Origin of the sequence: Salinarimonas chemoclinalis (assembly GCF_041514305.1) — a bacterium.
In the GTDB taxonomy this organism is placed as follows: Bacteria; Pseudomonadota; Alphaproteobacteria; order Rhizobiales; family Beijerinckiaceae; genus Salinarimonas; species Salinarimonas chemoclinalis.
The window spans coordinates 1-23,693 of sequence record NZ_JBGMWH010000009.1 but is presented as its reverse complement, the minus strand read 5'-3'; the positions used below and the strand labels follow the sequence as shown (position 1 = coordinate 23,693).

Genomic DNA, 23,693 nt, shown 5'->3' with positions numbered 1-23,693 from the left:
GTCGGCGAAGCCGGCGACGGATGGGGCACGCCGTAGGCGTGTTCGGCGAAGCCGAAGCGTGCGAGCCGCCGGCGCTCCTGCTCAATTCACGCGCACCCAGCGCAGCATGAAGAAGTTGTCCGGCCGCTGGACCAGGTCGATGGTGTCCTTCGCGGCCCAGATGAGCGGCTCGACGTAGAGCGGGACGTAGGCCACCTCCGCCTGGAGGATGGCGGCGATCTCGTCGAGCATGGCCTGGCGGGCGGCGGGGTCGAGCTCCTGCTGGACGCGCGGCAGCAGCTCGTCGACGCGCGCGTTCGAGTAGCCGCCGAAGTTCCACGAGCCGACGCGGGTCTCCTCGTTGGGCGTCGCGGCGAGGAAGCGGATCGGGTGCTCGGCATCGAAGGTGCCGGGCGACCAGCCGAGCAGGTACATGTCGAAGTTGTCCGCCCGCAGCTCCTCCCAGTAGTTTCGCACCGGCATCACCGTGAGCTCGGCGTCGATGCCGACGCGGGCGAGCATCGAGGCGATCGCGCGGCACACGGCCTCGTCGTTGATGTAGCGGTCGTTGGTGCACATCAGCCCGAACGAGAAGCCGTCCGGGTAGCCCGCCACCGCGAGGAGCGCGCGGGCGCCGGCCTCGTCGAAGCCCAGCGGCGCGTCGTTCGCCTCGGAATAGCCGCTCAGCCCCGCCGGCAGCAGCTGGCTCGCGGGCGCGGACTTGCCGCGCATGATCACCCGGCCGATCGTGTCGACGTCGATGGCGAGCGCCACCGCGCGGCGCACCCGCGCGTCGAGGAAGGGGTTCGGCGCGCCGGCGTCGGCGCCGTACTTCAGCACCTCCCGCTCGTGCCCGAAGCCCAGCACGATGACGCGCGTCTCGAGCCCCTCCAGCACCCGGAACCCCTCGCGGCCTTCGACCTGCGCCACGTCCTGGAGCGGGATCGGCGAGATCATGTCGATCTCGCCCGAGAGCAGCGCCGCGAGGCCCGTCGCCGGGTTGCCGATCGGCGTGTAGATCGCGCGCGTGATGTCGTGCTCGCGCGTGTCCCACCAGCCGTCGAAGGGCTCGAGCACCGTCTCGATGCCGGGGTCGCGGGAGACGAGCCGGAAGGGGCCGGTGCCGTTGGCGTTGCGGGTGGCATGGTTCTCCGCGTCGCGCGCCGGACGCACCGCGTCGTTCGCCTCCGCCCATTCGCGGTCCATGATCAGGAAGTTCGCGATGGAATCGGGGAAGAGCGGGTTCGGCGCGCTCGTCACGAAGTCGATCGTGGTGTCGTCGACGACCCGCACCTCCGTGACCGGCGCGAACCAGGAGCGCACGTCGCTCTCCTCGGAGGCGGCGCGCTCGTAGGAGAACAGCACGTCGTCGGCGGTGAAGGCCGCGCCGTCGTGGAAGGTCACGCCCTCGCGAAGCCGGAAGCGCCAGCCGTCCTCGCCGTCGAGCGGCGCCCATTCGGTCGCGAGCGACGGCTCGATCGCCATGCCGGCGTCGCGCCGCACCAGGCCCTCGTAGACGTTGTTCAGGAAGGAGGTCACGGGAGCCGCGTTGACCGCGTGGGGGTCCATCGTCTGCGGATCGGTGCCGCTCGACCAGCGGAAGGTCTCGGCGGAAGCGGGGAGGGCACAGGCGAGGCCCGCCGTGGCGAGCACCGCGAGCTGCAGGATGGGACGCATCGGGAAACCTCCGGCCATTATTCCACGCAATCTTGCGTGAATTTGGGATTTCCACGAACCCTGCACCACATCGATGCCTGCGACAATCGATACCGCCCGCCGCAACGGCAGCGCTCGCGAGAACGTGTTCGTGGCGCCTTTCGCGGCGTCAGTCGCGGTCGCGCGCGGCGCGCAGGCGCTTGATGCGGTCGAGTACCGACTTCGGGTCGTAGGGCTTGGGCAGCGTCGGGCCCTGCTCGCAGATCTCGGAGGCTTCCTCGACGGCGCTCTCCAGGCTACCGGCGAGGACGATGTCGATGTCGGGATAGGTCTCGGCGATCCAGGCGCGCAGGGCGAAGGCGTTCTCGGATCCCGGCAGGCTGGCATCGACGAGGGCGATGTCGATTCCGAGCCGGGTCTCGGCCAGGAAGGTGCGCGCCTCGGCGGCGCTGGAGGCCTCCACGACCTTCAGCCCGCACTCGCGCAGGAACTCCGCCAGATGATGGCGCACGATGACGTCGGCATCGACGACGAGGACGGTCTGCACGGCGATCTCCCGGTTGACAGGTTCACGCCTGCGAACGATCCGTCTCCAGGAGACGTTCCAGCCGCGCCCGGACGGCGTCGCTGGAGACCGGCTTCGCCAGGAAGGCGTCCACGCGCGCCGCCGCCGCGGCCGCGGGCTCGAGATGTCCGGAGAGCACGAGGATTGGCAGGGCGGCGGCGCGGTCGCGTGCCTCGCGGGCGAGTTCGAGCCCGTCGATCGCGCCCGGCGTGCGCACGTCCGTGACGATCGCGTCGACGGGAAGTCCCGACCGGAGCACGTCGCGGCCCTCCTCTGCGGTGGTGCAGGCGACGACGACGTAGCCCGCTTCGCGCAGCGTCTCCTCGAGATCGAGCCGCACGAGCGGCTCGTCCTCCACCAGGAGGACGGTGGCGCTCCGCTCCACTCCAGGCTCGGACAACGGCTCGGTCATCGGAGGCGGGCCATGGGGAGGAAATGCTCCAGCGTCGATCACGACCGACGCGTACTCGAGGGGACGGCGCGGACGCGGCGGCGCGCGTTCGCATGATAGGCCAACAGATTACGCGCGCGAGCGCAAGTCGTTCCACGTACGGCCTCGTCGAAGCCGCGGATCACGCGTTCGTGATCGACGGTGGAACGGCCACGCATCCCCCGCGTTCCTTCCTCGGTGTCGAGGAGACGCGAAGGAGACCGTCGTCATGCGCAGGAGATCCATGGTCGCCCTGCTCGTCTATCTGCCGACGAACGCCGTGCTCTTCGGCATCGGAGCCGTGACGATCCTCCTCGTCCCGTCGCTGAACGCCAGAGCGGACGTGATGATTCCAGTCGTCGTCGCGGCGAGCTTCATTCTCGCGGCGCCGATCGCGTGGATCCTCGCCCCGCGCCTGCAGGCGCGCTCCTTCCGGAGGCGTGGAAGCCCACCGGACGAGGCGTCCTCCGAGGGCGGCGTCGCGAACGGCGGCGGGGTGCGGCCCGACTGACGCGCGTGCCGGACCGCGGCCTCGGGCGCATGCGGCGAGGCGCCGCGGGGAGGCTGGCGGAATGCGGCGAAGCTTGCTACTCTCGCACGTGACCGTCAGGCGAGGAGAGACAGGCATGGCCGCGGAGAAGACCCCCAAGGCGAAGAGCGCCACGCCCAAGAGCCCGAAGGACAAGGCCGTCCAGGCGCAGGCGCCCCGGGTCCACCTCATCGAGACCGACGATCCCGAGCCGGTGCTGCGCCTCAAGCCGGGCATGCGCTTCGAGGTTCAGGCGACGACCGTCGTCGACCCCGAGCTGAAGCCCGTGAAGAAGAGCGCCGCGCGGCTGTGCGGCGGCACCAACACCTGCCTCGCCCTCATCGAGGCCTGACGCGCGGGTGAGCCCGATGCTGCCCGCTCCCGGCGCGCCGCTCGTGCCGTCGCGCTTCCTCGTGGCCGTGCAGGAGGCCGAGGAGTCGGGGCGGGTCGCGCTGTTCAGCACGGCGAGCGGCGCGCTCACCGTGCTCGACGGCGCCGGGGCGGCGGCGCTCGCCGAGGCGCTGTGCGCGCCCGGCCTCGTCGTCGAGGACGGCGATCTCGATCCCCCGCTCCTCGCCACGCTGCGCCGCGGCGGCTTCCTCGTCCCGCGGGGCACCGACGAGATCGCGCCGATCCACGAGCGCTACTGGCGCGCGCGGGGCGAGACGCCGGTCGTGCTCACCGTCACGACGACGATGGACTGCAATCTCGGCTGCTACTACTGCTACGAGGAACGCAGCGGCGCGCGCCTGGAGACCCGCGACGTCGCGGCGCTCGTCGCGCTCGCCCGCGCGCGCCTCGCTCTGACGCCGCACCGCGCCCTGCACGTGGACTGGTACGGCGGCGAGCCGCTGCTCGAGCGCGGCTTCATCGAAGCCGCGTCGCACGCCCTGCAGGAGGCCTGCGCCGCGGACGGCGTCCGCTACGTCGCCTCGATCATCTCCAACGGCACCGACTGGCCGGAGGACGTGGAGGCGTTCGTCGCCCGCCACCGCATCCGCCAGGTGCAGATCTCCTTCGACGGCATGCGGGCGAACCACGACAAGCGTCGGCGCTGGCGCCGCGGGCGCGCGCCGCTGGCGGGGCCGGCCTCCTCCTTCGACCGCGCCGTGGCGCTGTGGACCGCCTCGTGCGCGTGACCCGGGTCGACGTGCGCTTCAACGTCGACGCCGGCAACAGCGACGACGTCCTGCCCTTCGTCGCCTTCGCCCGCGACCGCGGCTGGTTCGACGCGCCGGTGCCGGCCGTGTTCCAGCCGGCACGGCTCGCCTCCTACTCCGAGACGTCGCGCTTCATGCGCCGGCGCGAGCTGCCGCTCGCGGCGTTCGACGCGCTCCGCGCGGCGGTGCGCGGAGCGCTCGACGGCATCGCCGTCGTGGAGGAATCGGAGGTGCCGGACGGCTTCCCGCACCCCAAGACCTCCGTCTGCGCGGCGCTCGCGCACGGCTCGGCGGTGCTCGGCGCGGACGGGCTGGTCTATCGCTGCGGGCTCCAGGTCGGGGAGGCGGGTCGGGCGGTCTCGGCCATGCCGGGCGCCCGCGAGGGGGCCGCGCCGGTCGGCGCGGACGCCGGGTTCTGGGAGGGCTTCGACCCGACGCGGGCGCCGACCTGCTCGGCCTGCACCTTCCTGCCGATCTGCTGGGGCGGCTGCCCGAAGAAGCATCTCGAGGGGGACCGCCACGCGCTCGACGAGCAGGGGCGCTATTGGCGCACGAACCTGCCGCGGCTCGTCGCGCGGGCGGCGGGCTTCGCCTCCGGCCCCGCCCAGCCCGAGATCCCGCTCGCGATCCAGTTCCGCGCCCGCCCGGAGCTCGCCGAGGCGTAGAGCGCCTCGCGCCAGCTCACCCCCGCGCCGCCTCCAGGCTCGGCCGCTCCGCCGAAAGGCTGCGGCCGGGGCGCGCGCCGGTCTCGTCGTTGAGGTGGCAGGCGGAGAGGCGATCCGGCGCGATCGCCTTCAGCGCGGGACGGTCGGCGGAGCAGCGGGGGAAGGCGTGGGGGCAGCGCGGATGGAAATGGCAGCCCGGCGGCGGGCGCAGGGGCGAGGGGATCTCGCCGGTGAGCGCGGTGAAGGCACGCTTCTTCGCCTCGAGGCGGGGGACCTCCTCGAGCAGCGCCTGCGTGTAGGGGTGGTTGGGCGCCTCGAAGATCTCGTCGGTCTTCGCGAGCTCGACGATGCGGCCGAGATACATCACCGCCACCCGGTCGGCGATGTGCTCGATCACGCCGAGATCGTGGCTGACGAAGACGTAGGTGAGGTTCAGTTCGCGCCGCAGCTCGAGGAAGAGGTTGAGCACCTGCGCCTGGATCGAGACGTCGAGCGCGGCGGTGGATTCGTCGCACACCAGCACCCGCGGCTGCACCGCGAGCGCCCGGGCGATGTTGATGCGCGCGCGCTGGCCGCCGGAGAACTGGTGCGGGTAGCGCCGACGCGTCGCGGGGTCGAGGCCGACCTTCTCCATCAGGCCGCAGACGTAGGCGTCCATCCCGCCCGCCGGGATCAGCCCGTGCACCACCGGCGCCTCGCCGATGATCTCGACGACGCGCATGCGCGGGTTGAGCGAGGCGGCGGGGTCCTGGAAGATCATCTGCACCGCGAGGTCGGCGCGCCGCCGTGCGGCGCCCGACATCTTCGCGACGTCCTCGCCCTCGAAGCGCACGACCCCGTCGGACGGATCGAGGATGCCGGCGACGATGCGCCCGAGGGTGGACTTGCCGCAGCCCGATTCGCCGACGAGGCCCACGACCTCGCCGGGCGCCACGTCGAAGCTGACGTCGTCGACGGCGCGCACGACCTGCTCCCGGAGGCCGGCGCCGAAGAGGTTCGCCACCTTCTCCGCCGCGTCGAGGGACTTCACGAAGCGCTTGTGCACGTGCGACAGCGACAGGATCGGCGTCCCGGGCGGCGAGGTGAGGTCGGTCTTCGTGGAGGTCGGGGTCATGGCGCGAGCTCCCGCGCCGCGTCGGCGGCGGGCACGTTCAGGGGATTGTGGCAGCGTGCGGCGCGGCCGCCGGGGTAGGGCGTGCGCTCGGGCCGGATCCCGTGGCAGGGCTCCGTCGCATTGAAGCAGCGCGGCGCGAAGGGGCAGCCCGGCGGCAGCTTGGAGAGCTGGGGCGTCATGCCGGGGATCTGCGCGAGTGGCTGGCCGCGCTTGTTGCGGCTCGGCACCGAGCCGATGAGGCCCGCCGTGTAGGGGTGGATCGGGCGCTCGAGCACGTCGGCGACCGGGCCCTCCTCGACCACGCGCCCGGCGTACATCACCGCGACCTTGTCGGCGAGGCCGGCGATGACCGAGAGGTCGTGGGTGATCCACACGAGCGCCGTGCCGGTCTCGGCGCACAGTTTCTGCACCTCGGCGAGGATCTGCGCCTGGATCGTCACGTCGAGCGCCGTCGTCGGCTCGTCGGCGACGAGCACGGCGGGGCGGTTGAGAAGCGCGGTCGCGATCGCCACGCGCTGGCGCATGCCCCCCGAGAACTGGTTGGGATAGGCCGAGAGCCGCTCCTCGGGGGAGGGGATGCCGACCTTGGCGAGCGCGTCGCGGGCCCGCTCGCGCGCCGCCTTCTCGGAGACGGCCTCGTGGGCGCGGATCGCCTCGATCATCTGCGTGTCGATGCGCAGGACCGGGTTGAGCGTCGTCATCGGGTCCTGGAAGATCATCGCGACGTCCTTGCCGCGGACCTTCTGGAGCGCCTTCTCGGGGAGGCCGACGAGCTCGCGGCCCTTCACCGAGATCGAGCCCCCGGCGATGCGCCCGGGCGGGTCGATCAGGCCGAGCACGGCGAGCCCGGTGACGGACTTGCCCGAGCCGGATTCGCCGACGAGCCCCATCACCTCGCCGGCGTCGACGGAGAACGAGACGCCGTCGACGGCGGTGACGAGCCCCTCGCGGGTGGAGAAGGTGACCTTCAGGTCGCGGACGTCGAGAACGGGCGCCGTCATTTCGCGAGCCTCGGGTTGAGCACGTCGCGCAGCCGGTCGCCGACGAGGTTGATGGCGACGATGACGATGACGAGCGCCACGCCGGGGAAGGTCGAGATCCAGTAGTTGCCGGACAAGAGGTAGCCGTAGCCGTTGGCGATCAGCATGCCGAGGGAGGGCTCCGTGACGGGGACGCCCACACCCAGGAACGAGAGCGTCGATTCGAGCGCGATGGCGTTGGCGATCTGAACGGTGGCCACGACGATGAGCGGCGGGATGCAGTTCGGCAGCAGGTGGCGGAACACGATGCGCCGGCGCGGCAGCGCGAGGCAGCGCGCCGCCTCGATGTACTCGCGCCGCTTCTCGACGAGCGCCGAGCCGCGCACGGTGCGGGCGTAGTAGGCCCATTGCACGACGACGAGCGCGATCACCACCTTGTCGACGCCCCGGCCGAAGACGGCGAGGAGCACGAGCGCGACCAGGATCGCCGGGAAGGAGAGCTGCAGGTCGACGATGCGCATCACGATGCTCTCGACCCGCCCGCCGGCATAGGCCGCGAGCACGCCGAGCGAGGCGCCGATCACGGCCGCGATCAGCACCGAGGAGGCGCCGACGGTCAGCGACACCCGCAGCCCGTAGAGGATCGCCGAGAGCATGTCGCGGCCCTGGTCGTCGGTGCCGAGCCAGGCCGTCTGCCCCATGCCGAAGATCTCTCCGGGCGGGAGCATGTTGTCCATGATGGACAGCGTCGCCAGGTCGTAGGGGTTCTGCGGCGCGATCCACGGCGCCAGCAGCGCCGCCATCACCGACAGCACCAGCACGACGAGGCCGACGATGGCGCTCCAGCTCTCGAGGAAGGAGGAGACGTGCCGGCGCAGCAGGCTCTCGCCCTTGTCCGGCGCGGCCGGGGGCACGGAGGCGCCCGGCGGCATGCCGGCGGCGGGGCCGGCGAGGGGGCGGGCGGCGGCGTGGGGGGAGAGGTCGCTCATGGGATCGTCCTCAGCCCTTCGCCTCGGAGAGGCGCACCCGCGGGTCGATCGCCGCGTAGAGCAGGTCGACCACGAGGTTGATGATCACGAAGATGAACACGGTCAGCATCAGGTAGGCGACGACGATCGGCCGATCGAGGCGGTTGATCGAGTCGATGAGGAGCTTGCCCATGCCGGGATAGGAGAACACCGTCTCGGTGACGACCGCGAAGGCGATCATCGAGCCGAGCTCGAGGCCGAGCACGGTGACGACCGGGATGAGCATGTTCTTGAGCACGTGCACGAACACGATGCGCCGCGACGACAGGCCCTTGGCCCGGGCGAAGCGCACGTAGTCCTGCAGCATCACCTCGCGGGTGCCCGCCTGGGCGATGCGGATGACGAGCGAGGACTTGTACAGCGCGAGCGTGATCGCGGGCAGGAGCAGGTGCGAGAGGCCGTTCGCGGTGAACATCGACAGCTGCATGCCCAGCACCTCGACGGTCTCCCCGCGCCCGCTCGCGGGCAGCCAGCGCAGCTCGACCGCGAACAGGAGGATGAGCATCAGCCCGATCCAGAAGTTCGGCAGCGAGAAGCCGAGGATCGAGGTCGACATGATGCCGCGCCCGATGAAGGAATCGGGCTTGAGGCCGGCGATGACGCCGAGCGGCACGCCGATGACGATCGACAGGAGGAGCGCCACGAAGGCCAGCTCCATCGTCGCCGGCAGGCGCTCGAGGATCACCTTCAGCGCGCTCTCCGAATAGACGAAGGACGTGCCGAGGTCGCCCTGGAGCGCGTTCCAGACGAAGATGCCGAACTGCTCCCAGATCGGCCGATCGAGCCCGAGCCGCGCCGCGATGGCGTCGAGCTCCTGCTGGTTCGCCTCCGGGTTGGCGAGGATCGCGACCGGGTCGCCCACCGCGTAGACCGCGAGGAAGACGAGGAACGCCATGACGGCTATGACGAGCAGCGACTGCCCGATGCGGCGGATGAGGTAGACCAGCATTGGTTGACCCGGGTGCTGACGGACCGCCGCTCGCCGAGAGGTTCGGCGCGCGGCGCGAGGGCACGGCGCGGGTCGCGCGCCGTGCCGGAGAGTGGAGGACGGCGGCGGACGAGCCCGCCCGCCGCCGGCGCGGCGCGCCTCAGCTCGCCGGCTCGACCTCCATGGCGAGCGTGTACTGGTCCGCGCGCGGCGTGACCGCGAGGCCCGGGCGGAAGGCCCAGGGCGTCACCTCGAAGTGCAGCGGGATGGTGGCGTAGTCCGCCATCGCCATCGTCGCGGCCTCCTGGAGCAGCGCCTCGCGGGCGTCGTCGTCGACGGTCGCGATGGCCTCCTTGATCAGCGCGTCGATCTCCGGGTTGGAGTAGCGCTGGCGGTTGGTCGAGCCCATGCCGCTGTCCGGGTCGCGGGTCGCGACGAGCGCGATCAGCGGGCTCGACATCTCGCCCGTGGCGGCACCCCAGCCGGCGAGCCACATGCCGTATTCGAAGTTGTTGCGGCGCGAGAAGAAGGTCGAGGCCGTCATCGCGTCGACCGTCGTCGAGATGCCGATGCGCGCGAGCATCTGCGCCACCGCCTGTGCGACCCGCTCGTCGTTCATGTAGCGGTCGTTCGGCGCCGAGAGCACGAGCCCGAAGCCGTTCGGGTAGCCGGCCTCGGCGAGCAGCGCGCGGGCCGCCTCCGGATCGTAGGCCTCGACCGGCGTGTCCTCGCGGGTGCCGAACATCGGGTAGGGCAGGAGGTCGCCGGCGGGCACCGCGAGCGTGCCCATGATGCGCGCCGCGATGGCCTGACGGTCGATGGCCTTGGAGATCGCCTGACGCACGCGCACGTCCGTGAACGGATTCGCGCCGTCGGTGCCGGTCACGCCCGGCGGGACGTGGCCGTCCTCGGGGTTGTTGTCGAGGTGCAGGTAGATGACGCGGTTCGACAGGCCCTGGGCGATCTCGAAGCCGTCGCGGCGGAGGCGGTCGAAGTCCTGCACGGGGGGCGATTCGACCATGTCGACGTCGCCCGAGAGGAGAGCCGCCACGCGCGCGCCCTCGTTGGCGATCGGGCGGAAGGTCACCTGCTCCCAGGTCGGCGTACCGTCCCAGTAGTTCTCGTTGCGCGACAGCACGATCGCGTCGCCGCGCACGTAGCTCTCGAGCTTGTAGGGGCCGGTGCCGATCGCCTTGGCGGGATCGTTGAAGTCCGCGGCCTGCGGGGGCGTGCCGAGATTCTCGCAGCCGCCCTGGGCGAACACCACGTCCTCGCCCCCGAAGGCCTCGGCCGAGATGATGCCCACGCTCGCGAGGTTCGTCGGCAGCAGCGGCACCGGGCCGTTCGTCTCGAACACGATCGTGTGGGGGTCCTCGATCGTCACGCCGGAGATGCCGGCGACGAAGCTCGTGAAGGAGGACGGGGAGTTCTCGACGGTGGGCACGCGGCAGATCGAGTAGACCACGTCGGTGGCGTCGAAGGCCGTGCCGTCGGAGAAGGTCACGCCCTCGCGCAGGTTGAAGCGCCAGGTCGTGTCGTCGATCGATTCCCAGTCGCTCGCGAGGCTCGGCACGTTCAGCTGGTTCTCGTCGGCCTGGGTCAGGCCTTCGAAGACGTGCATGCGCAGCGAGTTGTTGGGGCCGAGATTGTGGAAGTGCGGATCGACCGAGGTCGGCTCGGAGGTGAGGCCGACGGTGAGGCTCTGCGACAGAGCCGGGGTGGCGAAGATCATCGCGAGGGGCAGGCTCGCGAGCGCGAGCCGCTTGGCGGTACGGTGCATGTCGTCACGTCTCCTCTGGTTCTCGCCGGGGCTTACTGTACGGCCACCGGCAAGCATTTCTTGGGCCGTCTCTTGGGCCATCCTGCCGCCCCCGCGGTCCCGGGGAAAGGCTTGATTGCCGCTGTGCGCAGGCTAATATTCGACCCCGGCATTGTCGATACACAACCGCATCAGGGGCGGTAATAGGAAAATGCGCGAGATGGATAGCGACGACGAAACCGGCCGCTCGTCGAGGCCGAGCGTGCGCGAACTCGAGGTCCTGCACGCGGTGATCACCACGCGAAAGACCACTGCTGCGGCCCAGAGGTTGGGGGTTTCTCAACCCGCGGTGTCACGGGCCATCGGCGCCCTCGAGGCGCGGCTCGGCCGGGACCTGTTCATCCGCGACGGCGGGCGCCTCGTGCCCACCGCCGACGCCTTCGCCCTCGACGCCGAGGCGGCGCCGATCTTCGCCGCCCTCGAGCGCCTCGCGGACTGGCCGAACGTGCGCGCGGCGGGCACGGTGCTGCGCATCCTCGCGCCGCCGACGATCGCCCACACCTTCCTCGCCCCGCTCGTCGTGCGCTTCATGCGGGTCGATCCGGACGTGCGCATCCAGATGGAGATCGGCCGCTCGCCGGACGCGGTGAACGCGGTGGCGGACGGCACGGCGGACCTCGGCGTGCTCGACGTGCCGGCGAGCCATTTCGGCGTGCGCGCCGAGCCGTTCCGCCAGTCGGTCGCGCACGTGATGATGCCCGCCGACCACCCGCTCGGCGCCAAGGAAACGGTCACGCCAGCGGATATCGGCGACACGCCGCTCATCCAGGTGACGCGCCGCTTCTCGGCGCGCGCGCGGCTGGAGCGCGCCTTCTCCGACTACGGCGTGGAGCCCCGTACGGTCCTCGAGGCGGGCACGGTGCAGTTCCTCACCGAGATGGTGCGCGGCGGGCTCGGCGTCGCGGTGGTGAACCCGTTCCCGATCGCCTACGTCACCGGCGCGAAGATCGCCTTCCGGCCCTTCACGCCGCAGATCGACTACGAATCCTCGTTCGTCTTCCCGGCGGTCGGCGGCAACCTGCCCGTGGCGCGCCGCTTCGTCGACTTCGTGCGCACGGAGCAGACGAGCCTCGTTCCCGCCGCCTGAGCGCCGGGGGAGTCGCAACACGATCCGCACGCCCCGCACCCGCGGGCGACGCGAGGAGCCTGTCATGGAAACCGAGGCAATCGTCGCGCACCTGCGCGACCTCGTCGCGTTCGACACGACGAGCCGAAACTCGAACCTGCCGCTGATCGACCACGTCGAGGCCTTCCTCGGCCCGCTCGGCTTCGCCTGCGAGCGCGTCTGCGACGACACCGGCACGAAGGCGAACCTCTGGGCGACGATCGGCCCCGCCGACGTGCCCGGCTGGGTGCTCTCCGGCCATACCGACGTCGTGCCGGTGGACGGGCAGGAGTGGGACGGCGACCCCTTCGTGCTGACGGAGAAGGACGGCCGGCTGCACGGTCGCGGCACCTGCGACATGAAGGGCTTCCTCGCCGCCTGCCTCGCCGCCGCGCCGGCGATGGCGGGGGCGGACCTGAAGCGGCCGATCCACCTCGCCTTCTCCTACGACGAGGAGGTGGGCTGCGTCGGCGCCCGGCGGCTCGTCGAGCGGCTGCGCACGAAGCCCGTGCGTCCGCTCGCCTGCTTCGTCGGCGAGCCGACGACGATGGGCGTCGTCATCGGCCACAAGGGCAAGCGCTCGGTCACGGTGAGCGTGCGCGGCCACACGGTGCATTCGTCGCTCGCGCCCCACGGCGTCAACGCGGTGGAGTTCGCCGCGCTGCTCGTGGCGAAGATCCGCGCCGTGGCGGACCGCTTCGCCGCCGAGGGCGCGCGCGACGCGCTCTACGACGTGCCCTACACCACCACCCATGTCGGCGTGCTGCGCGGCGGCACCGCGCTCAACATCGTCTCGGACCGCGCCGAAATCCTGTTCGAGGTCCGCGCCATCGGGACCGACGACCCCGATGCGGTGCTGGCCGAGATCGAGGCCTACGCCCGGGAGGCGCTGGAGCCGCGCATGACGCCCGTGCGGGCGGGCACCGGCTTCACCTTCGACACCTACGCCGGCTTCCCCGGCCTCGACACCCCGCCGGACGCCGAGGTCGTGACGCTGGCGAAGCGGCTGGCGGGGCGAAACGAGCATGCCAAGGTCGCCTACGGCACCGAGGCCGGCCTGTTCTCGCAGCTCGGCGGCATACCCACCGTGGTGATCGGCCCCGGCGACATCGCCCAGGCCCACCAGGCGAACGAGTGGATCGCCGTGAGCGAGCTCGCCGCCTGCGGCCGCTTCCTCGGGGAGGTGGTGCGCGAGGCGACGCGGGGGTGAGCGTGACCTCGGATCGCGAAGCAAGGGAAATCTGGTCGGCTGTGTCGATCGAGAGTTGCTTCGTTCGTGGGGCTGGTGTCTCACCCCGCCCCCAACGTCCTCACCGCCGCATCCCTTGAAAACAAATACAACAGCACCCGCAGCGCCTCCCCCCGCTCCCCCTCCAGCCCCGGGTCGCGCTCCACCACCAGCCGCGCGTCGTCCCGCGCCGTCTCGAGCAGCCGCCCGTCCGTCTCCGGCCGCAGGAGCTTGAAGCCCGGCAGCCCCGATTGCCGGGTGCCCAGCACCTCGCCTTCGCCGCGAAGCCGCAGGTCCTCCTCCGCGATGCGGAAGCCGTCCTCCGTCTCGCGCATGATCTCGAGCCGAGCGCGAGCGGTCTCCCCTAAAGGCCCCTTGTAGAGCAACAAGCACGTCGAGGCCCCCGACCCGCGCCCGATGCGCCCGCGCAGCTGGTGGAGCTGGGCGAGGCCAAAGCGCTCGGCGTGCTCGATCACCATGATGGTGGCCTCGGGCACGTCGACGCCGACCTCGATGACGGTCGTGGAGACCAATAAAGTCGTCTCCCCCGCCTGGAAGCGGCGCATCGCCTCGTCCTTGTCGCGCCCCGGCATGCGGCCGTGGATGACGCCGACCTTCTCGCCGAACCAGCGGCGCAGGTCCTCCGCGCGCTCTTCCGCCGCGGCGAGGTCGATGGTCTCGCTCTCCTCGACGAGCGGACACACCCAGTAGATGCGCGCGCCGGCCTCCATGGCGCGGCCGAGGCCCCGCACCACCTCCCCGATGCGATCGAGCGCGATCAGCTTGGTCTGGATCGGCTGGCGCCCCGGCGGCTTCTCGTCGAGGATCGAGACGTCCATGTCGCCGAAATAGGTGAGCGCGAGCGTGCGCGGGATCGGGGTCGCGGTCATGACGAGCACGTCCACCGCCTTGCCCTTGGCGCCGAGCGCGAGGCGCTGGTGGACGCCGAAGCGGTGCTGCTCGTCGACCACCGCCAGCCCAAGGTCGTGGAAGACCACCTCGTCCTGGAACAGCGCGTGGGTGCCGACCGCGATCTGGATCGAGCCGTCCGCGAAGCCGGCGAGCGCGGCGCGCCGGTCCGCCCCGCGGTCGCGCCCGGTGAGCAGCGCGATCGAGAGGCCGGCCTCGTCGGCGAGGGGCTTCAATCGGGCGTAGTGCTGGCGGGCCAGGATCTCGGTCGGTGCCATCATCGCCGCCTGCCGGCCGGCCTCGATGGCGCTCGCCATGGCCAGCAATCCCACCACCGTCTTGCCGGCGCCGACGTCGCCCTGGAGGAGGCGCAGCATGCGCTTGTCCGACGCCATGTCGCCGCGGATCTCGGCGAGCGCGCGGGCCTGCGCGCCGGTGAGCGCGTAGGGCAGGCGGCCCGTGATCGCCTCGACGAGCCGCCCGTCGCCGGCGTTGGTGCGCCCCGGCTTGCGGCGGGCGCGGGCGCGCACGAGGGCGAGCGCGAGCTGCGAGGCGAGCGCCTCGTCGTAGGCGAGGCGCCGGCGCGCGGGATGCGCGGCGCCGGCTTCGCCCGCCACCGCCTCCAGGCTCTCGGGCCGGTGGAGCGCGGCGAGCGCCTCGCGGAAGGGCGGGAAGCGCTCGCGGGCGAGGAAGGCGGGATCCTGCCATTCGGGGAGGTCCGGCACGCGCTCCAGCGCCGCACCGGCGAGCCGTGCGATCATGCGCGAGGAGAGGCCCTCGGTCTGGCCGTAGACGGTCTCGACCGAGGGGAGCGTGTCGAGCTCGGAGAGGTCGACGATCCGGTCCGGATGCACCATCTGCCGGCGCCCGTCGTAGACCTCGAGCTTGCCCGAGACGACCTTGCGCGCGCCGACGGGCAGCAGCCGCTCGATGCGCGCGCGCGGCATGTTGAAGAAGACGAGCGCGACGTCTCCGCTGTCGTCGTCGGCGACGACGCGGAAGGGCGCCTTCGAGCGGTTGAGCGGCCCCGGCTGGTGATGCGAGACGGTGACGACGAGGGAAACGGGCTCGCCGACGGGCGCATCCGCGATCTTCCCCGCGACCTTGCGCGACACGCCCCCCGTCGGGAGGTGGAACAGGAGATCGACCACGCGCGCCGGCTGCCCCGGCTCGGCGACGAGCCGGTCGACGAGGGGCGCGATCTTCGGCCCCACGCCGGGCAGCGAGGTGGCGGGGGCGAAGAGCGGATCGAGGACGGACGGGCGCACCGGCGGCGACTCTCGGGCGGTTCGACGGGGTGCGAAGGTGGCCGATCGGGGCGGGGAGGGCAAGGCGGCGGGGCGGGACGCGGTCTGTGTCGTCAATCGACGTATCTACAGCCTTTCGGCTTGGGACGCGCGGGCATGATCTATAGGTTGCCGACAGCGGTCGAACGAAACGCCAGGGCGGTCCAGAGCCCCGCGCCGGAGACGGGCTCCGCGCGCCTGCGGGCGACAGCCTCGTTCGATCGCTGGAGGAGACATGCGATGACGTGGAGCTTTTCACGCCTGACCGTGTCCGTCACGCTGCGCAGGGTGCGGAAGACGAGCTGGAACCTCGTCTTCCGCGTCGCCCTGAGCGGCTGACGAAACGAGCGGGGGAGGGGAGACCCTTCCCCGTTCACTCCAGACCCGAGGATAGCAAGCCTGCGCCGGATGGCAAGCCGGTTCGCTCCGCATGGATGCGAAAGCGGCGAAATCCGACGCGTTCACGACCCGTGCGAGGGGCTGCGATCAGCCCCGCGCCGACAGCGCCGCCGCGATCTCGGCGGCGAGCGCCGCGTTGCTCTTCACGAGCGCGACGTTGGTCGCGAGGCTGCGGCCGGCCGTGAGCGCGACGAGGCGCCCGAGCAGAAACGGCGTCACGGCCTTGGCGCTCACCCCCTCGGCGCGCGCCTGCGCGAGGGCGCTGGCGATGTGCGCGTCGATCTCGGCGCGGGGGATCTCGGCGTCGTGCGGCACGGGGTTCGTCACGAGCACGCCGCCGTCGAGCCCGAGCGCGCCCTTGGCGGCGACGAGCGTCGCGATCGCCGCGGGCGTGTCGAGGCGCAGGGGCGCGGGCAGGCCCGACGAGCGGCTCCAGAAGGCGGGGAGGTCGTCCGTGCGGTAGCCGATCACCGGCACGCCGCGGGTCTCCAGCGCCTCCAGCGTGCGCGGCAGGTCGAGGATGGCCTTCGCGCCGGCGCAGACGACGCAGACCGGCGTGCGGGCGAGCTCCTCGAGGTCCGCCGAGACGTCCATCGTCTCCTCGACGCCGCGATGCACGCCCCCGATCCCGCCGGTGGCGAAGACCCGGATGCCGGCGGCGGCAGCGCAGATCATCGTCGCGGCCACCGTCGTTGCGCCGTCGCGCCCGGCGGCGACGGCGAAGGGGAGATCGGCCCGCGAGAGCTTCATCACGTCCGACGTCTGCGCCAACGCCTCCAGAGACGCGTCGTCGAGCCCGACGCGGATGCGGCCCGCGATGACCGCGATCGTCGCCGGCACGGCGCCGCCCGCGCGCACGACGGCCTCCACCGCCCGCGCGGTCTCTAGGTTCGCGGGCCAGGGCATGCCGTGCGTGATGATGGTGGATTCCAGCGCCACCACGGGCCGGCCGGCGGCGACGGCGTCGGCGACCTCGGGGGCGACGTCGAGGAAGGAGGGGCGGGTGGTCATGCGGGGGCTCCGTCGGTCGGCGCCCCCGCGAGGAGGGCGGGCGAGAGGTCGGCGCGCACGGCGCCGGGGCGGGCGATGGTGAGGCGGGCGAGGGCCTGGCCGGCGGCGAGCGCGTCGTCGAGCGGCACGCCGGAGACGAGGCGATGGAGCGTCCCGGCGATGAGCGCGTCGCCGGCGCCGGTGACGTCGACGACCTCCGCCGGCGGCGCCGGGCGGTGGGTCGCACCCGACGGATCCGCGTGGACGAGGCCGTCTGCGCCGAGCGTCACCACAACGGCCGCGGCCCCGCGATCGACGAGCGCGCGGGCGAGATCCCCGGGCGGAAACGACGCGCCGACGAGCGCCTCCGCCTCGTCGCGGGCGCAGAACAGGACGGCGACGCCGGCGAGGTCGCGCGGCAGGCGGGCGGCTTTCGCCACCGAGACGGCGTCGAGCGCGAGCCGCCAGGCCGCCGCTCGGGCGCGGTCCACGAGGGCCGCGAGCGCGTCCGCGGCGCAGTTGGCCTCGGCGAAGACGAGGCCGGCGGCGTCGCGCGCGGGCGTGGTGCGGGCGACGAAGCCGGCGTCGAGCCCCGCGAGCCCGTCCATGGCGGCGAGGCCGACGTGCAGCGCGCCGTCGGGGGCGAGCACGGCGACGTATTCCGCCGTCCGCGTGCCCTCGGTCCGCTCGACGCCCGAGACGTCGACGCCGCGCGCGGCGAGCGCCTCCACGATCTCCGCGCCGGCCGCATCCGCGCCCACGACCCCGGCGAAGGCCACCGGCGTGCCGAGCCGCGCGAGCGTCTCGGCGACGTTGCGCGCCACGCCACCGTGCGAGACGCCGGCCTCGGCCGGGTTGGAAGTTCCGAGCCGGACGGCGTCGCGCACGCGGTAGGTCCGATCCACGGCCGCGCCGCCGAGGCAGAGGATGCGGCGGGGCGGGGGAGGGAGCATGGTCGCGGTGTCCGTCGTGCAGCCGGGAGCGTGGGATTAGCAGAGGCGCGGGACCGGCGGAAGCGGGCGGCGTCAGCCCACCGCGTTGCCGGTGATCGTCAGGTGCGCCCACGCGTCCGCGCCCTCGCGGGCGAGGTCGCCGGTCGCCGTCTCGTCCCAGCGATGGCCGAGGATCGCGCCGCGCCGCGCGCCGCTGATCAGGTTCGAGGCGATCAGGACCGGTCCCGCGCCCTCGACGACGCTGACGACGATCCCCACGCCGCAATCGCGCAGCACGTTTCCGGTGGCGGCGACGTTGCGCAGGTAAGGCCCCCAGCCGAGCCGCAGGCCCTCGTCGGGCACGCCGTCGACGACGTTGCCCGTGACGGCGGCCTCCGCCTCCGCGAAGATGCCGTAGCTGCGCGCCTCCTGCCCGCCCTCCACCGCGGGGCGGCGGAAGAGGTTGCGCACCACGTTCCCGGTGATCGCCGCCATGCGCCCGCCCTCGTTCAGGTTCGTCGAGACGATCCCGTGCGCCGCGCCGTCGACGACGTTGGAGGCGATCACCGCGCCCTCGAAGCCGAACTCGGTGAACAGCGCCACCTCGCCGCAGGCGCGGGCGCGGTTGGAGACGATCTGCACGCCGTCGCCGCCGTTGTTGCGCACGGCGGAGAACGTGCACTCCGCGATCACGTTGTCCGCGACGATCACCCCGCCGGCGCGGAAGACGTTGATGCCGTTGCCGTTCTCGCCGGTACCGCCGGACCGGGCGGCGATGCGCTCGATGCGGTTGCCGAGCACCTGGGCGCCGTCCTCACCTTTCTGCGAGCGCCAGATCTGGACGCCGTTGTCCAGGCAGTCGGCGACCGCGTTGCCGGTGACCGCGAGACCGGTCGCGTCGAGGGAAAGCAGGCCGATACGCGCGCCCGCGATCGTGCAGGTCGAGATCCGCCCGCCGCAGCGCTCGAGCCGGATCGCGATCCCGGGCGCGCCGGCGAGCGCGACGTCCTCGATCGCGAGATCGCCGACGTCCTGGAGCGCGACGAGCGGCGCGTCGCCGACGCCGGCGCCGAGGCCCTCGATCGAGAGCCCCGCGAGCCGCGCGGTCGGGGCGCCGTCCGCGGAGATCACCGGGCCGCCGCTCGCCTGGCGCAGTCGCGCGGTGCGCGGGCCGATGAGCACGGCGCCCGTCGGCAGGCGCAGGCCCGTGACGGGATAGTCCCCCGGCGCGAGCGCGAGCGGCCGGCCCGCGGCGGTCGCCGCGTCGAGGGCCTGCTGGAGCGCGAGCGTGCGCTCGGTGCCGTCGCCGCGCACGCCGAAGCTATCGGCGGAGAGGGCGGAGGCGAGGGCGGGACCCCCAGCGGCGAGGAGCGCGGAGCCGCCGAGCGCGGCGCCGAGGAGCGCCCGGCGGTCGGGGCGCGGCGGCGGCGGCGGATGGAGCGGCGCGAGCGTCATGGCGGGGGTCTCCTCTCGCCGCGACCGTAGCCGCCCGCGGTTGACGGGTCGTTTGCGACGCGCGACGAGAGGCGCGACCGACATCCTCGAGAGCGCATCCATGCACCCCAGGCTCCGCGCAGTCCTCGCCGAGCGCCGGCTCGACCCCGCCGTCTTCGCCGAAGCGTGCGCGCGGGCCCGGGATATCCTCGCAGACCCGCAGCCTCCGAGCGCGCGCATGCGCATCGCCGCCGCGCTGATGAGCGCCCCCGGCGGGCGCGCCTGCGACGTCGGCGGCGGCGTCTCGATCTATCCGCTCGTCGCGGCCCTGATGGGGACCGATGTGACCGTCGTCGACGCGCTGCGCGGGTGGACGGGCGACGTGCGTCCGCGGGTGGAGGCGCTCACGCGAGCGGGCGTCCGCTTCGTCGAGGCGGACGTCGAGACGATGCGGCTGCCGCAGGCCGAATACGACGCGGTCGTCGCCTTCGAGACGATCGAGCACCTGCCGCACTCGCCGCGGCCCGTGCTCGAGAAGATGGTCGCGGCCCTCGTCCCCGGCGGGCGGCTGTGCCTCTCCGTGCCCAACATCGCGCGCCTCGACATGCGCCTGAGGTTGCTCGGCGGCCGCTCGCCGCACGAGAGCGTGGTGCATTTCTACCGGGAGGGCTCGCCCTTCCACGGGCATCACCGCGAGTACACGATCGACGAGCTGCGCTGGATCGCCGGCGAGCTCGGCCTCGAGCGCATCCGCGCCTTCGGGGTCAACGTCACCTACGAGAGCCGCAAGCGCAAGAATGCGCTCCAGCGCCTGCTCCTGCGCCTCGACGACGGCCTGGGGCTCGGCGACCGGCTGCTGCCCCATCGCCTGCGCCATCACGCCTGGCTCGAGGCGACGAAGCCCGGTGCGCCGGCCGCGCCGGGTTGACATGCCCGCGGGCGGGCGACAGAGGGGGCGCTCCCGTCCCGTCCGCTCCGCGAGGTCCGCCCGTGTCCGCCCTCACCGTCTTCCTCGGCGCCGGCCTCGGCGGGGTGCTGCGCTGGCTCGTCGGGCTGGCGGCGCTGCGCGCCTTCGGGCCGGTCTTTCCGTGGGGGACGCTGGCGGTGAACGTCGCGGGCTCCTTCGCGATCGGTGTCGTCGCGACGCTCGTCCTCGCGCGGATGCCGTCGGAGACCGCGCGGCTCTTCCTGATGACAGGACTGCTCGGCGGCTTCACCACCTTCTCGGCCTTCTCGCTCGACGCCGTCGCGCTCGTCGAGCGCGGGGCGCCGGGTCTCGCGGCGGCCTATGTCGGCGCCTCGGTGGCACTCTCCCTCGCCGGGATCGCGGCTGGACTGGCGCTCGGGCGCGCGCTCGCGGCCTAGCCGTGTCGCGCGCGGTCAGTTCGCGCCGGCGCTCACCGTGCTCTCGCCCCATTGGGCGAAGGCCTCGTCGATGATCCGGTCCCCGGACGTGCCCTTCTCGAAGGACAGGATCGCGCGCTGGCCGGAGGCGAGGCGCACCGGCAGGTCGATCCAGTTGCGCTCGGTCATCAGCACGGTGTTGCGCTCGATGTCCCGGGGCAGGTTGGAGAGGCCGATGAGGAACAGGTTGTCGCGGACCGGCACCGGCAGGCCCGCCACCGGCGCGCCGCGGATCGTCTCCTCGTCCTTGAGCTGGAGGAGGCCGATGTCGCGCACGCGCCGCGATTCCATGTCGCCGGTCTCGAAGGAGAGATCGATCGTGTGCGAGGCCGGGAGCGTCGGGTCGAGGTTGCGGCGGATGAGCATGACGAGCCGCAGGCGCGGATCGGGAATCTCGACGGTGGCGCGCACGACGGGCTCGCCCTGGCCGCCGGGCTCGACGCTCCACACGGCACGTCCGGCAGCGGCGCGGGGCTCGCCCTGCGGGTTGAGCGGGTCCTCCTCGTAGAGGACGGCGCGCTGGGCGACGGCGATGGTGCCGTCCTGGTTCGTCGCGACACCGGTCGCGGGCTGCTCCGGTGCCGCGGCGACGACCGCCGGGGGGGCCTCGGCGCCGACGCGCTCGACGATCTTGCCGTCCTCGACGGGCGGCGTCGCGCTCGGGGCCGGCGCCTCGGCGACGATGGCCGGCGGGTCGTCGCCGAGCGACAACGCGACGGCGGCGATGGCGAAGATCACCGCGGCGACGGCGCCGGCGATTATGGCGATGCGGGCACGCCCGCCGCCGGCCCCGCTCTTGGCTCCCTTCGCGTCGATGCGCGGGCGCCGGCGGGTCTCCTGCGCCGCCGCGGCGGCGGCGCGCCGGTCGTCGGCCACCTCGTCGCCTTCCGCGCGCGCCTCGAGGGCGGGACGGCGCCGCGTCGGTGGCAGCGTGAAGCGCTGCGTCCCGTCGTCGAACGGCATCGCACGGGCGGGGGCGGGCGGCTCCTTCGCCAGGGACGGCGTCGCTTGGGCGGGCTCGGCCTCGGGATAGGGCTCGGGGAAGGGCTCGGGCTCCGGGTAGGGCTCGGGCTCCGGGAAGGGCTCGCGCTCCGGGAATGGCTCGCGCTCCGGGAATGGCTCGGGCTCCGGGAAGGGCTCGGGCTCGGCGTAGGCGGCGGGCTGCGGGTAGGGGGCCGCCTCGGGGTAGGGGGCCGCCTCCGGCTCGGGATGGGTCTCCGGCTCGGGAAGGGCCGGCGGCGGGGGCGCCGCCGCAGCGGGGACGGGCGCCGCGACCGGCGCGTAGTCCGCCTCCACCCGCGCGATCGCGTCGTCGAGCGAGCGGCCTTCCTCGGCGATGTCGTCTTCCGAGAGCGGTGGATCGAGCGAGCGCAGCTGGTCCATCAGCGCCGCGCGCGCGCGCTGGTACACCGCCCCGCGCATCGACGGGGAGGGATCGGCGAGGCCCTGCACGGCGCGGGCGATCAGCGGATAGTAGTCGGCCATCGGGCGATTGACTGTCCTGAAGGAGAGCGCGCCGTCAAGCCTCGAACGGGTTCGTCACCAGGATGGTGTCGTCGCGCTCGGGGCTCGTCGAGAGGAGCGCGACCGGCGCGCCGATCAGCTCCTCGATGAAGCGCACGTACTTGACCGCCTGCGCGGGGAGGTCCGCCCAGGAGCGGGCCCCGGCGGTGGAGCCGGACCAGCCCTCGAATTCCTTGTAGACGGGCTCGATTCGCGCCTGCGCGTCCTGCGCCGCAGGGAAGTGGTCGATCGTGTCGCCATCAAGGCGATAGCCGACGCAGACCTTGAGCGTCTCGAACCCGTCGAGCACGTCGAGCTTGGTGAGCGCGATGCCGTCGATGCCGGACGTGCGCACGGTCTGGCGCACGAGCATGGCGTCGAACCAGCCGCAGCGGCGCTTGCGCCCGGTCACCGTGCCGAACTCGCGCCCGCGCTCGCCGATGCGCTCGCCCACCGCGTCGTGCAGCTCGGTGGGGAAGGGCCCCTCGCCCACGCGGGTGGTGTAGGCCTTGGCGATGCCGAGCACGTAGCCCACCGCGCTCGGGCCGAGCCCGGACCCGGTCGCCGCCTGGCCCGCCACCGTGTTGGAGGACGTGACGAACGGGTAGGTGCCGTGGTCGACGTCGAGCAGCGCGCCCTGCGCGCCCTCGAACAGGATGCGCTTGCCGGCCCGGCGCTGCTCGTCGAGCAGCCGCCAGGTGGCGTCGATGTAGGGCAGCACCTTGGGCGCGACGCTGGCGAGCTCCTCGTAGATCGCCTCGAGGCCGAACTCCGCGAGCCCGAAGCCGCGGCGCAGCGCGTTGTGGTGGGTGAGCAGCCGCTCGATCTTGGGCTTGAGCGCGTCGAGGTCGGCGAGGTCGTTGACGCGGATGGCGCGCCGCCCGGCCTTGTCCTCGTAGGCGGGGCCGATGCCGCGCTTCGTCGTGCCGATCTTGGTCCCGTGCCCGCCCGATTCGCGCAGCGCGTCGAGCTCGCGGTGGATGGAGAGGATCAGCGTCGCGTTGTCGGCGATGCGCAGGTTGTCGCGCGAGATGGCGACGCCCTGGCCCTGCAGCCGCTCGATCTCGGAGGCGAGCGCGTGCGGATCGACCACGACGCCGTTGCCGATCACCGACAGCGTGCCCGCGCGCACCACGCCCGACGGCAGGAGCGAGAGCTTGTAGACCGTCTCGCCGACGACGAGCGTGTGGCCGGCATTGTGCCCGCCCTGGAAGCGCACCACCACGTCCGCCTGGCTCGACAGCCAGTCGACGATCTTGCCCTTGCCCTCGTCGCCCCACTGGGCGCCCACGACGACCACGTTCGACATCTCGTATCGCTCCCCTCGCTGGGGGTCCCCTTCGACGTTCGCGGCCACGCTTCGCGGGGCGCAAACGAAAAGCCCCGGCGCAAGGCCGGGGCGGGTCGTTCACCTTGCGCGGTCTTGTGGGGGATTGCGGGGCGGGGGTCAAGGGGGAGGTGAGGGGGCTTCGCGCGCGCGGTGCGGGTCGAGCGCGGGAGGCATTCGACGAGCGAGCATGCATCGACGCTTCGCGAAGTCCGCAACCCCGATTCCTCCCCGGAGGGGAGGAGTCCGCGCGGAGCGCGGGCGGTGGGGCCGGTCGACCATCCTGGCGAGCGGCGTCGCCGCCCTCCCCACCCTCCGGCCTT

At 72.7% G+C, this 23,693-nt stretch carries 22 protein-coding genes; 8 read left to right on the top strand and 14 right to left on the bottom strand.

The features are described 5' to 3' along the window. Window positions 1-81: 81 nt before the first annotated feature. From AB9M23_RS14640 to AB9M23_RS14630, 3 genes are all read right to left on the bottom strand, one after another. Complete coding sequence (locus tag AB9M23_RS14640) at window positions 82-1,656, bottom strand: ABC transporter substrate-binding protein (RefSeq protein ID WP_372425297.1); 1,575 nt, start codon at window positions 1,654-1,656, stop codon at window positions 82-84. A gap of 148 nt (window positions 1,657-1,804) precedes the next feature. After that, complete coding sequence (locus AB9M23_RS14635; protein ID WP_372425296.1) at window positions 1,805-2,182, bottom strand: response regulator; 378 nt, start codon at window positions 2,180-2,182, stop codon at window positions 1,805-1,807. A 22-nt stretch (window positions 2,183-2,204) separates the two neighbouring features. Further along, on the bottom strand, window positions 2,205-2,585 hold the full coding sequence (locus tag AB9M23_RS14630; RefSeq protein WP_372425295.1) for a response regulator: 381 nt from the start codon (window positions 2,583-2,585) through the stop codon (window positions 2,205-2,207). A gap of 274 nt (window positions 2,586-2,859) precedes the next feature. Here AB9M23_RS14630 and AB9M23_RS14625 point away from each other — a divergent pair, with 274 nt between their 5' ends. The 4 genes from AB9M23_RS14625 to AB9M23_RS14610 all read left to right on the top strand — a co-directional run bounded on the left by AB9M23_RS14625 (window position 2,860) and on the right by AB9M23_RS14610 (window position 4,984). After that, window positions 2,860-3,141, top strand: coding sequence for a hypothetical protein (locus tag AB9M23_RS14625; protein WP_372425294.1), 282 nt, complete (start codon window positions 2,860-2,862; stop codon window positions 3,139-3,141). A gap of 115 nt (window positions 3,142-3,256) precedes the next feature. Continuing rightward, on the top strand, window positions 3,257-3,511 hold the full coding sequence (locus AB9M23_RS14620; RefSeq protein ID WP_372425293.1) for a hypothetical protein: 255 nt from the start codon (window positions 3,257-3,259) through the stop codon (window positions 3,509-3,511). Between the two features lie 16 nt (window positions 3,512-3,527). After that, window positions 3,528-4,298 carry a radical SAM protein gene (locus AB9M23_RS14615; RefSeq protein WP_372425292.1) on the top strand — a complete coding sequence of 257 codons (771 nt, stop codon included), beginning with the start codon at window positions 3,528-3,530 and terminating at the stop codon, window positions 4,296-4,298. Further along, window positions 4,295-4,984: an SPASM domain-containing protein gene (locus tag AB9M23_RS14610; RefSeq protein WP_372425291.1), complete on the top strand. Its 690-nt coding sequence runs from the start codon at window positions 4,295-4,297 to the stop codon at window positions 4,982-4,984. Before AB9M23_RS14615 ends, AB9M23_RS14610 begins: the two co-directional genes overlap by 4 nt. A 16-nt stretch (window positions 4,985-5,000) precedes the next feature. Here the strand turns inward: AB9M23_RS14610 and AB9M23_RS14605 are convergent, their stop codons facing one another. The 5 genes from AB9M23_RS14605 to AB9M23_RS14585 all read right to left on the bottom strand — a co-directional run bounded on the left by AB9M23_RS14605 (window position 5,001) and on the right by AB9M23_RS14585 (window position 10,814). Next, window positions 5,001-6,098, bottom strand: coding sequence for an ABC transporter ATP-binding protein (locus AB9M23_RS14605; protein WP_372425290.1), 1,098 nt, complete (start codon window positions 6,096-6,098; stop codon window positions 5,001-5,003). Next, window positions 6,095-7,099: an ABC transporter ATP-binding protein gene (locus AB9M23_RS14600; protein WP_372425289.1), complete on the bottom strand. Its 1,005-nt coding sequence runs from the start codon at window positions 7,097-7,099 to the stop codon at window positions 6,095-6,097. The genes AB9M23_RS14605 and AB9M23_RS14600 overlap by 4 nt, the downstream gene beginning before the upstream one ends. After that, on the bottom strand, window positions 7,096-8,010 hold the full coding sequence (locus AB9M23_RS14595) for an ABC transporter permease (protein ID WP_372425427.1): 915 nt from the start codon (window positions 8,008-8,010) through the stop codon (window positions 7,096-7,098). The genes AB9M23_RS14600 and AB9M23_RS14595 overlap by 4 nt, the downstream gene beginning before the upstream one ends. Before the next feature lie 67 nt (window positions 8,011-8,077). Beyond that, window positions 8,078-9,055 (bottom strand): ABC transporter permease, encoded by a 978-nt coding sequence (locus tag AB9M23_RS14590; protein ID WP_372425288.1) that lies wholly within the window; start codon window positions 9,053-9,055, stop codon window positions 8,078-8,080. Between the two features lie 139 nt (window positions 9,056-9,194). Then, the gene (locus AB9M23_RS14585) at window positions 9,195-10,814 is read right to left on the bottom strand and encodes an ABC transporter substrate-binding protein (RefSeq protein ID WP_372425287.1); all 1,620 of its coding nucleotides are present in this window, start codon (window positions 10,812-10,814) and stop codon (window positions 9,195-9,197) included. Between the two features lie 199 nt (window positions 10,815-11,013). Between AB9M23_RS14585 and AB9M23_RS14580 the strand changes: the two genes are divergently transcribed. Both AB9M23_RS14580 and argE read left to right on the top strand, forming a co-directional pair. Then, window positions 11,014-11,940 carry a LysR family transcriptional regulator gene (locus AB9M23_RS14580; protein ID WP_372425286.1) on the top strand — a complete coding sequence of 309 codons (927 nt, stop codon included), beginning with the start codon at window positions 11,014-11,016 and terminating at the stop codon, window positions 11,938-11,940. Window positions 11,941-12,004: 64 nt separating this feature from the next. Then, on the top strand, window positions 12,005-13,168 hold the full coding sequence (gene argE / locus AB9M23_RS14575; protein ID WP_372425285.1) for an acetylornithine deacetylase: 1,164 nt from the start codon (window positions 12,005-12,007) through the stop codon (window positions 13,166-13,168). Between the two features lie 80 nt (window positions 13,169-13,248). Here argE and recG read toward each other — a convergent pair whose 3' ends face one another. The 4 genes from recG to AB9M23_RS14555 all read right to left on the bottom strand — a co-directional run bounded on the left by recG (window position 13,249) and on the right by AB9M23_RS14555 (window position 19,157). Then, window positions 13,249-15,468, bottom strand: a complete 2,220-nt coding sequence (gene recG, locus AB9M23_RS14570; RefSeq protein ID WP_372425426.1) for an ATP-dependent DNA helicase RecG — start codon at window positions 15,466-15,468, stop codon at window positions 13,249-13,251. 399 nt (window positions 15,469-15,867) lie between these two features. Continuing rightward, entirely contained in the window at window positions 15,868-16,791 is a 924-nt protein-coding gene (locus AB9M23_RS14565; protein ID WP_372425284.1) for a pseudouridine-5'-phosphate glycosidase, read from the bottom strand. Beyond that, the gene (locus tag AB9M23_RS14560; protein WP_372425283.1) at window positions 16,788-17,723 is read right to left on the bottom strand and encodes a PfkB family carbohydrate kinase; all 936 of its coding nucleotides are present in this window, start codon (window positions 17,721-17,723) and stop codon (window positions 16,788-16,790) included. The genes AB9M23_RS14565 and AB9M23_RS14560 overlap by 4 nt, the downstream gene beginning before the upstream one ends. 72 nt (window positions 17,724-17,795) lie before the next feature. Beyond that, window positions 17,796-19,157 carry a TIGR03808 family TAT-translocated repetitive protein gene (locus AB9M23_RS14555; RefSeq protein WP_372425282.1) on the bottom strand — a complete coding sequence of 454 codons (1,362 nt, stop codon included), beginning with the start codon at window positions 19,155-19,157 and terminating at the stop codon, window positions 17,796-17,798. A gap of 100 nt (window positions 19,158-19,257) precedes the next feature. On the opposite strand from AB9M23_RS14555, the gene AB9M23_RS14550 reads away from it, so the two are divergent. Next, on the top strand, window positions 19,258-20,064 hold the full coding sequence (locus tag AB9M23_RS14550) for a class I SAM-dependent methyltransferase (protein WP_372425281.1): 807 nt from the start codon (window positions 19,258-19,260) through the stop codon (window positions 20,062-20,064). Between the two features lie 62 nt (window positions 20,065-20,126). Then, a complete protein-coding gene (gene crcB, locus AB9M23_RS14545) occupies window positions 20,127-20,501 on the top strand; it encodes a fluoride efflux transporter CrcB (protein ID WP_372425280.1) in 375 nt (124 codons plus the stop codon). A gap of 15 nt (window positions 20,502-20,516) precedes the next feature. Here crcB and AB9M23_RS14540 read toward each other — a convergent pair whose 3' ends face one another. Together AB9M23_RS14540 and AB9M23_RS14535 are read right to left on the bottom strand one after the other, a co-directional pair. Continuing rightward, complete coding sequence (locus AB9M23_RS14540) at window positions 20,517-22,025, bottom strand: histidine kinase (protein WP_372425279.1); 1,509 nt, start codon at window positions 22,023-22,025, stop codon at window positions 20,517-20,519. Between the two features lie 34 nt (window positions 22,026-22,059). Then, on the bottom strand, window positions 22,060-23,352 hold the full coding sequence (locus AB9M23_RS14535) for an adenylosuccinate synthase (RefSeq protein WP_372425278.1): 1,293 nt from the start codon (window positions 23,350-23,352) through the stop codon (window positions 22,060-22,062). Window positions 23,353-23,693: the final 341 nt, after the last annotated feature.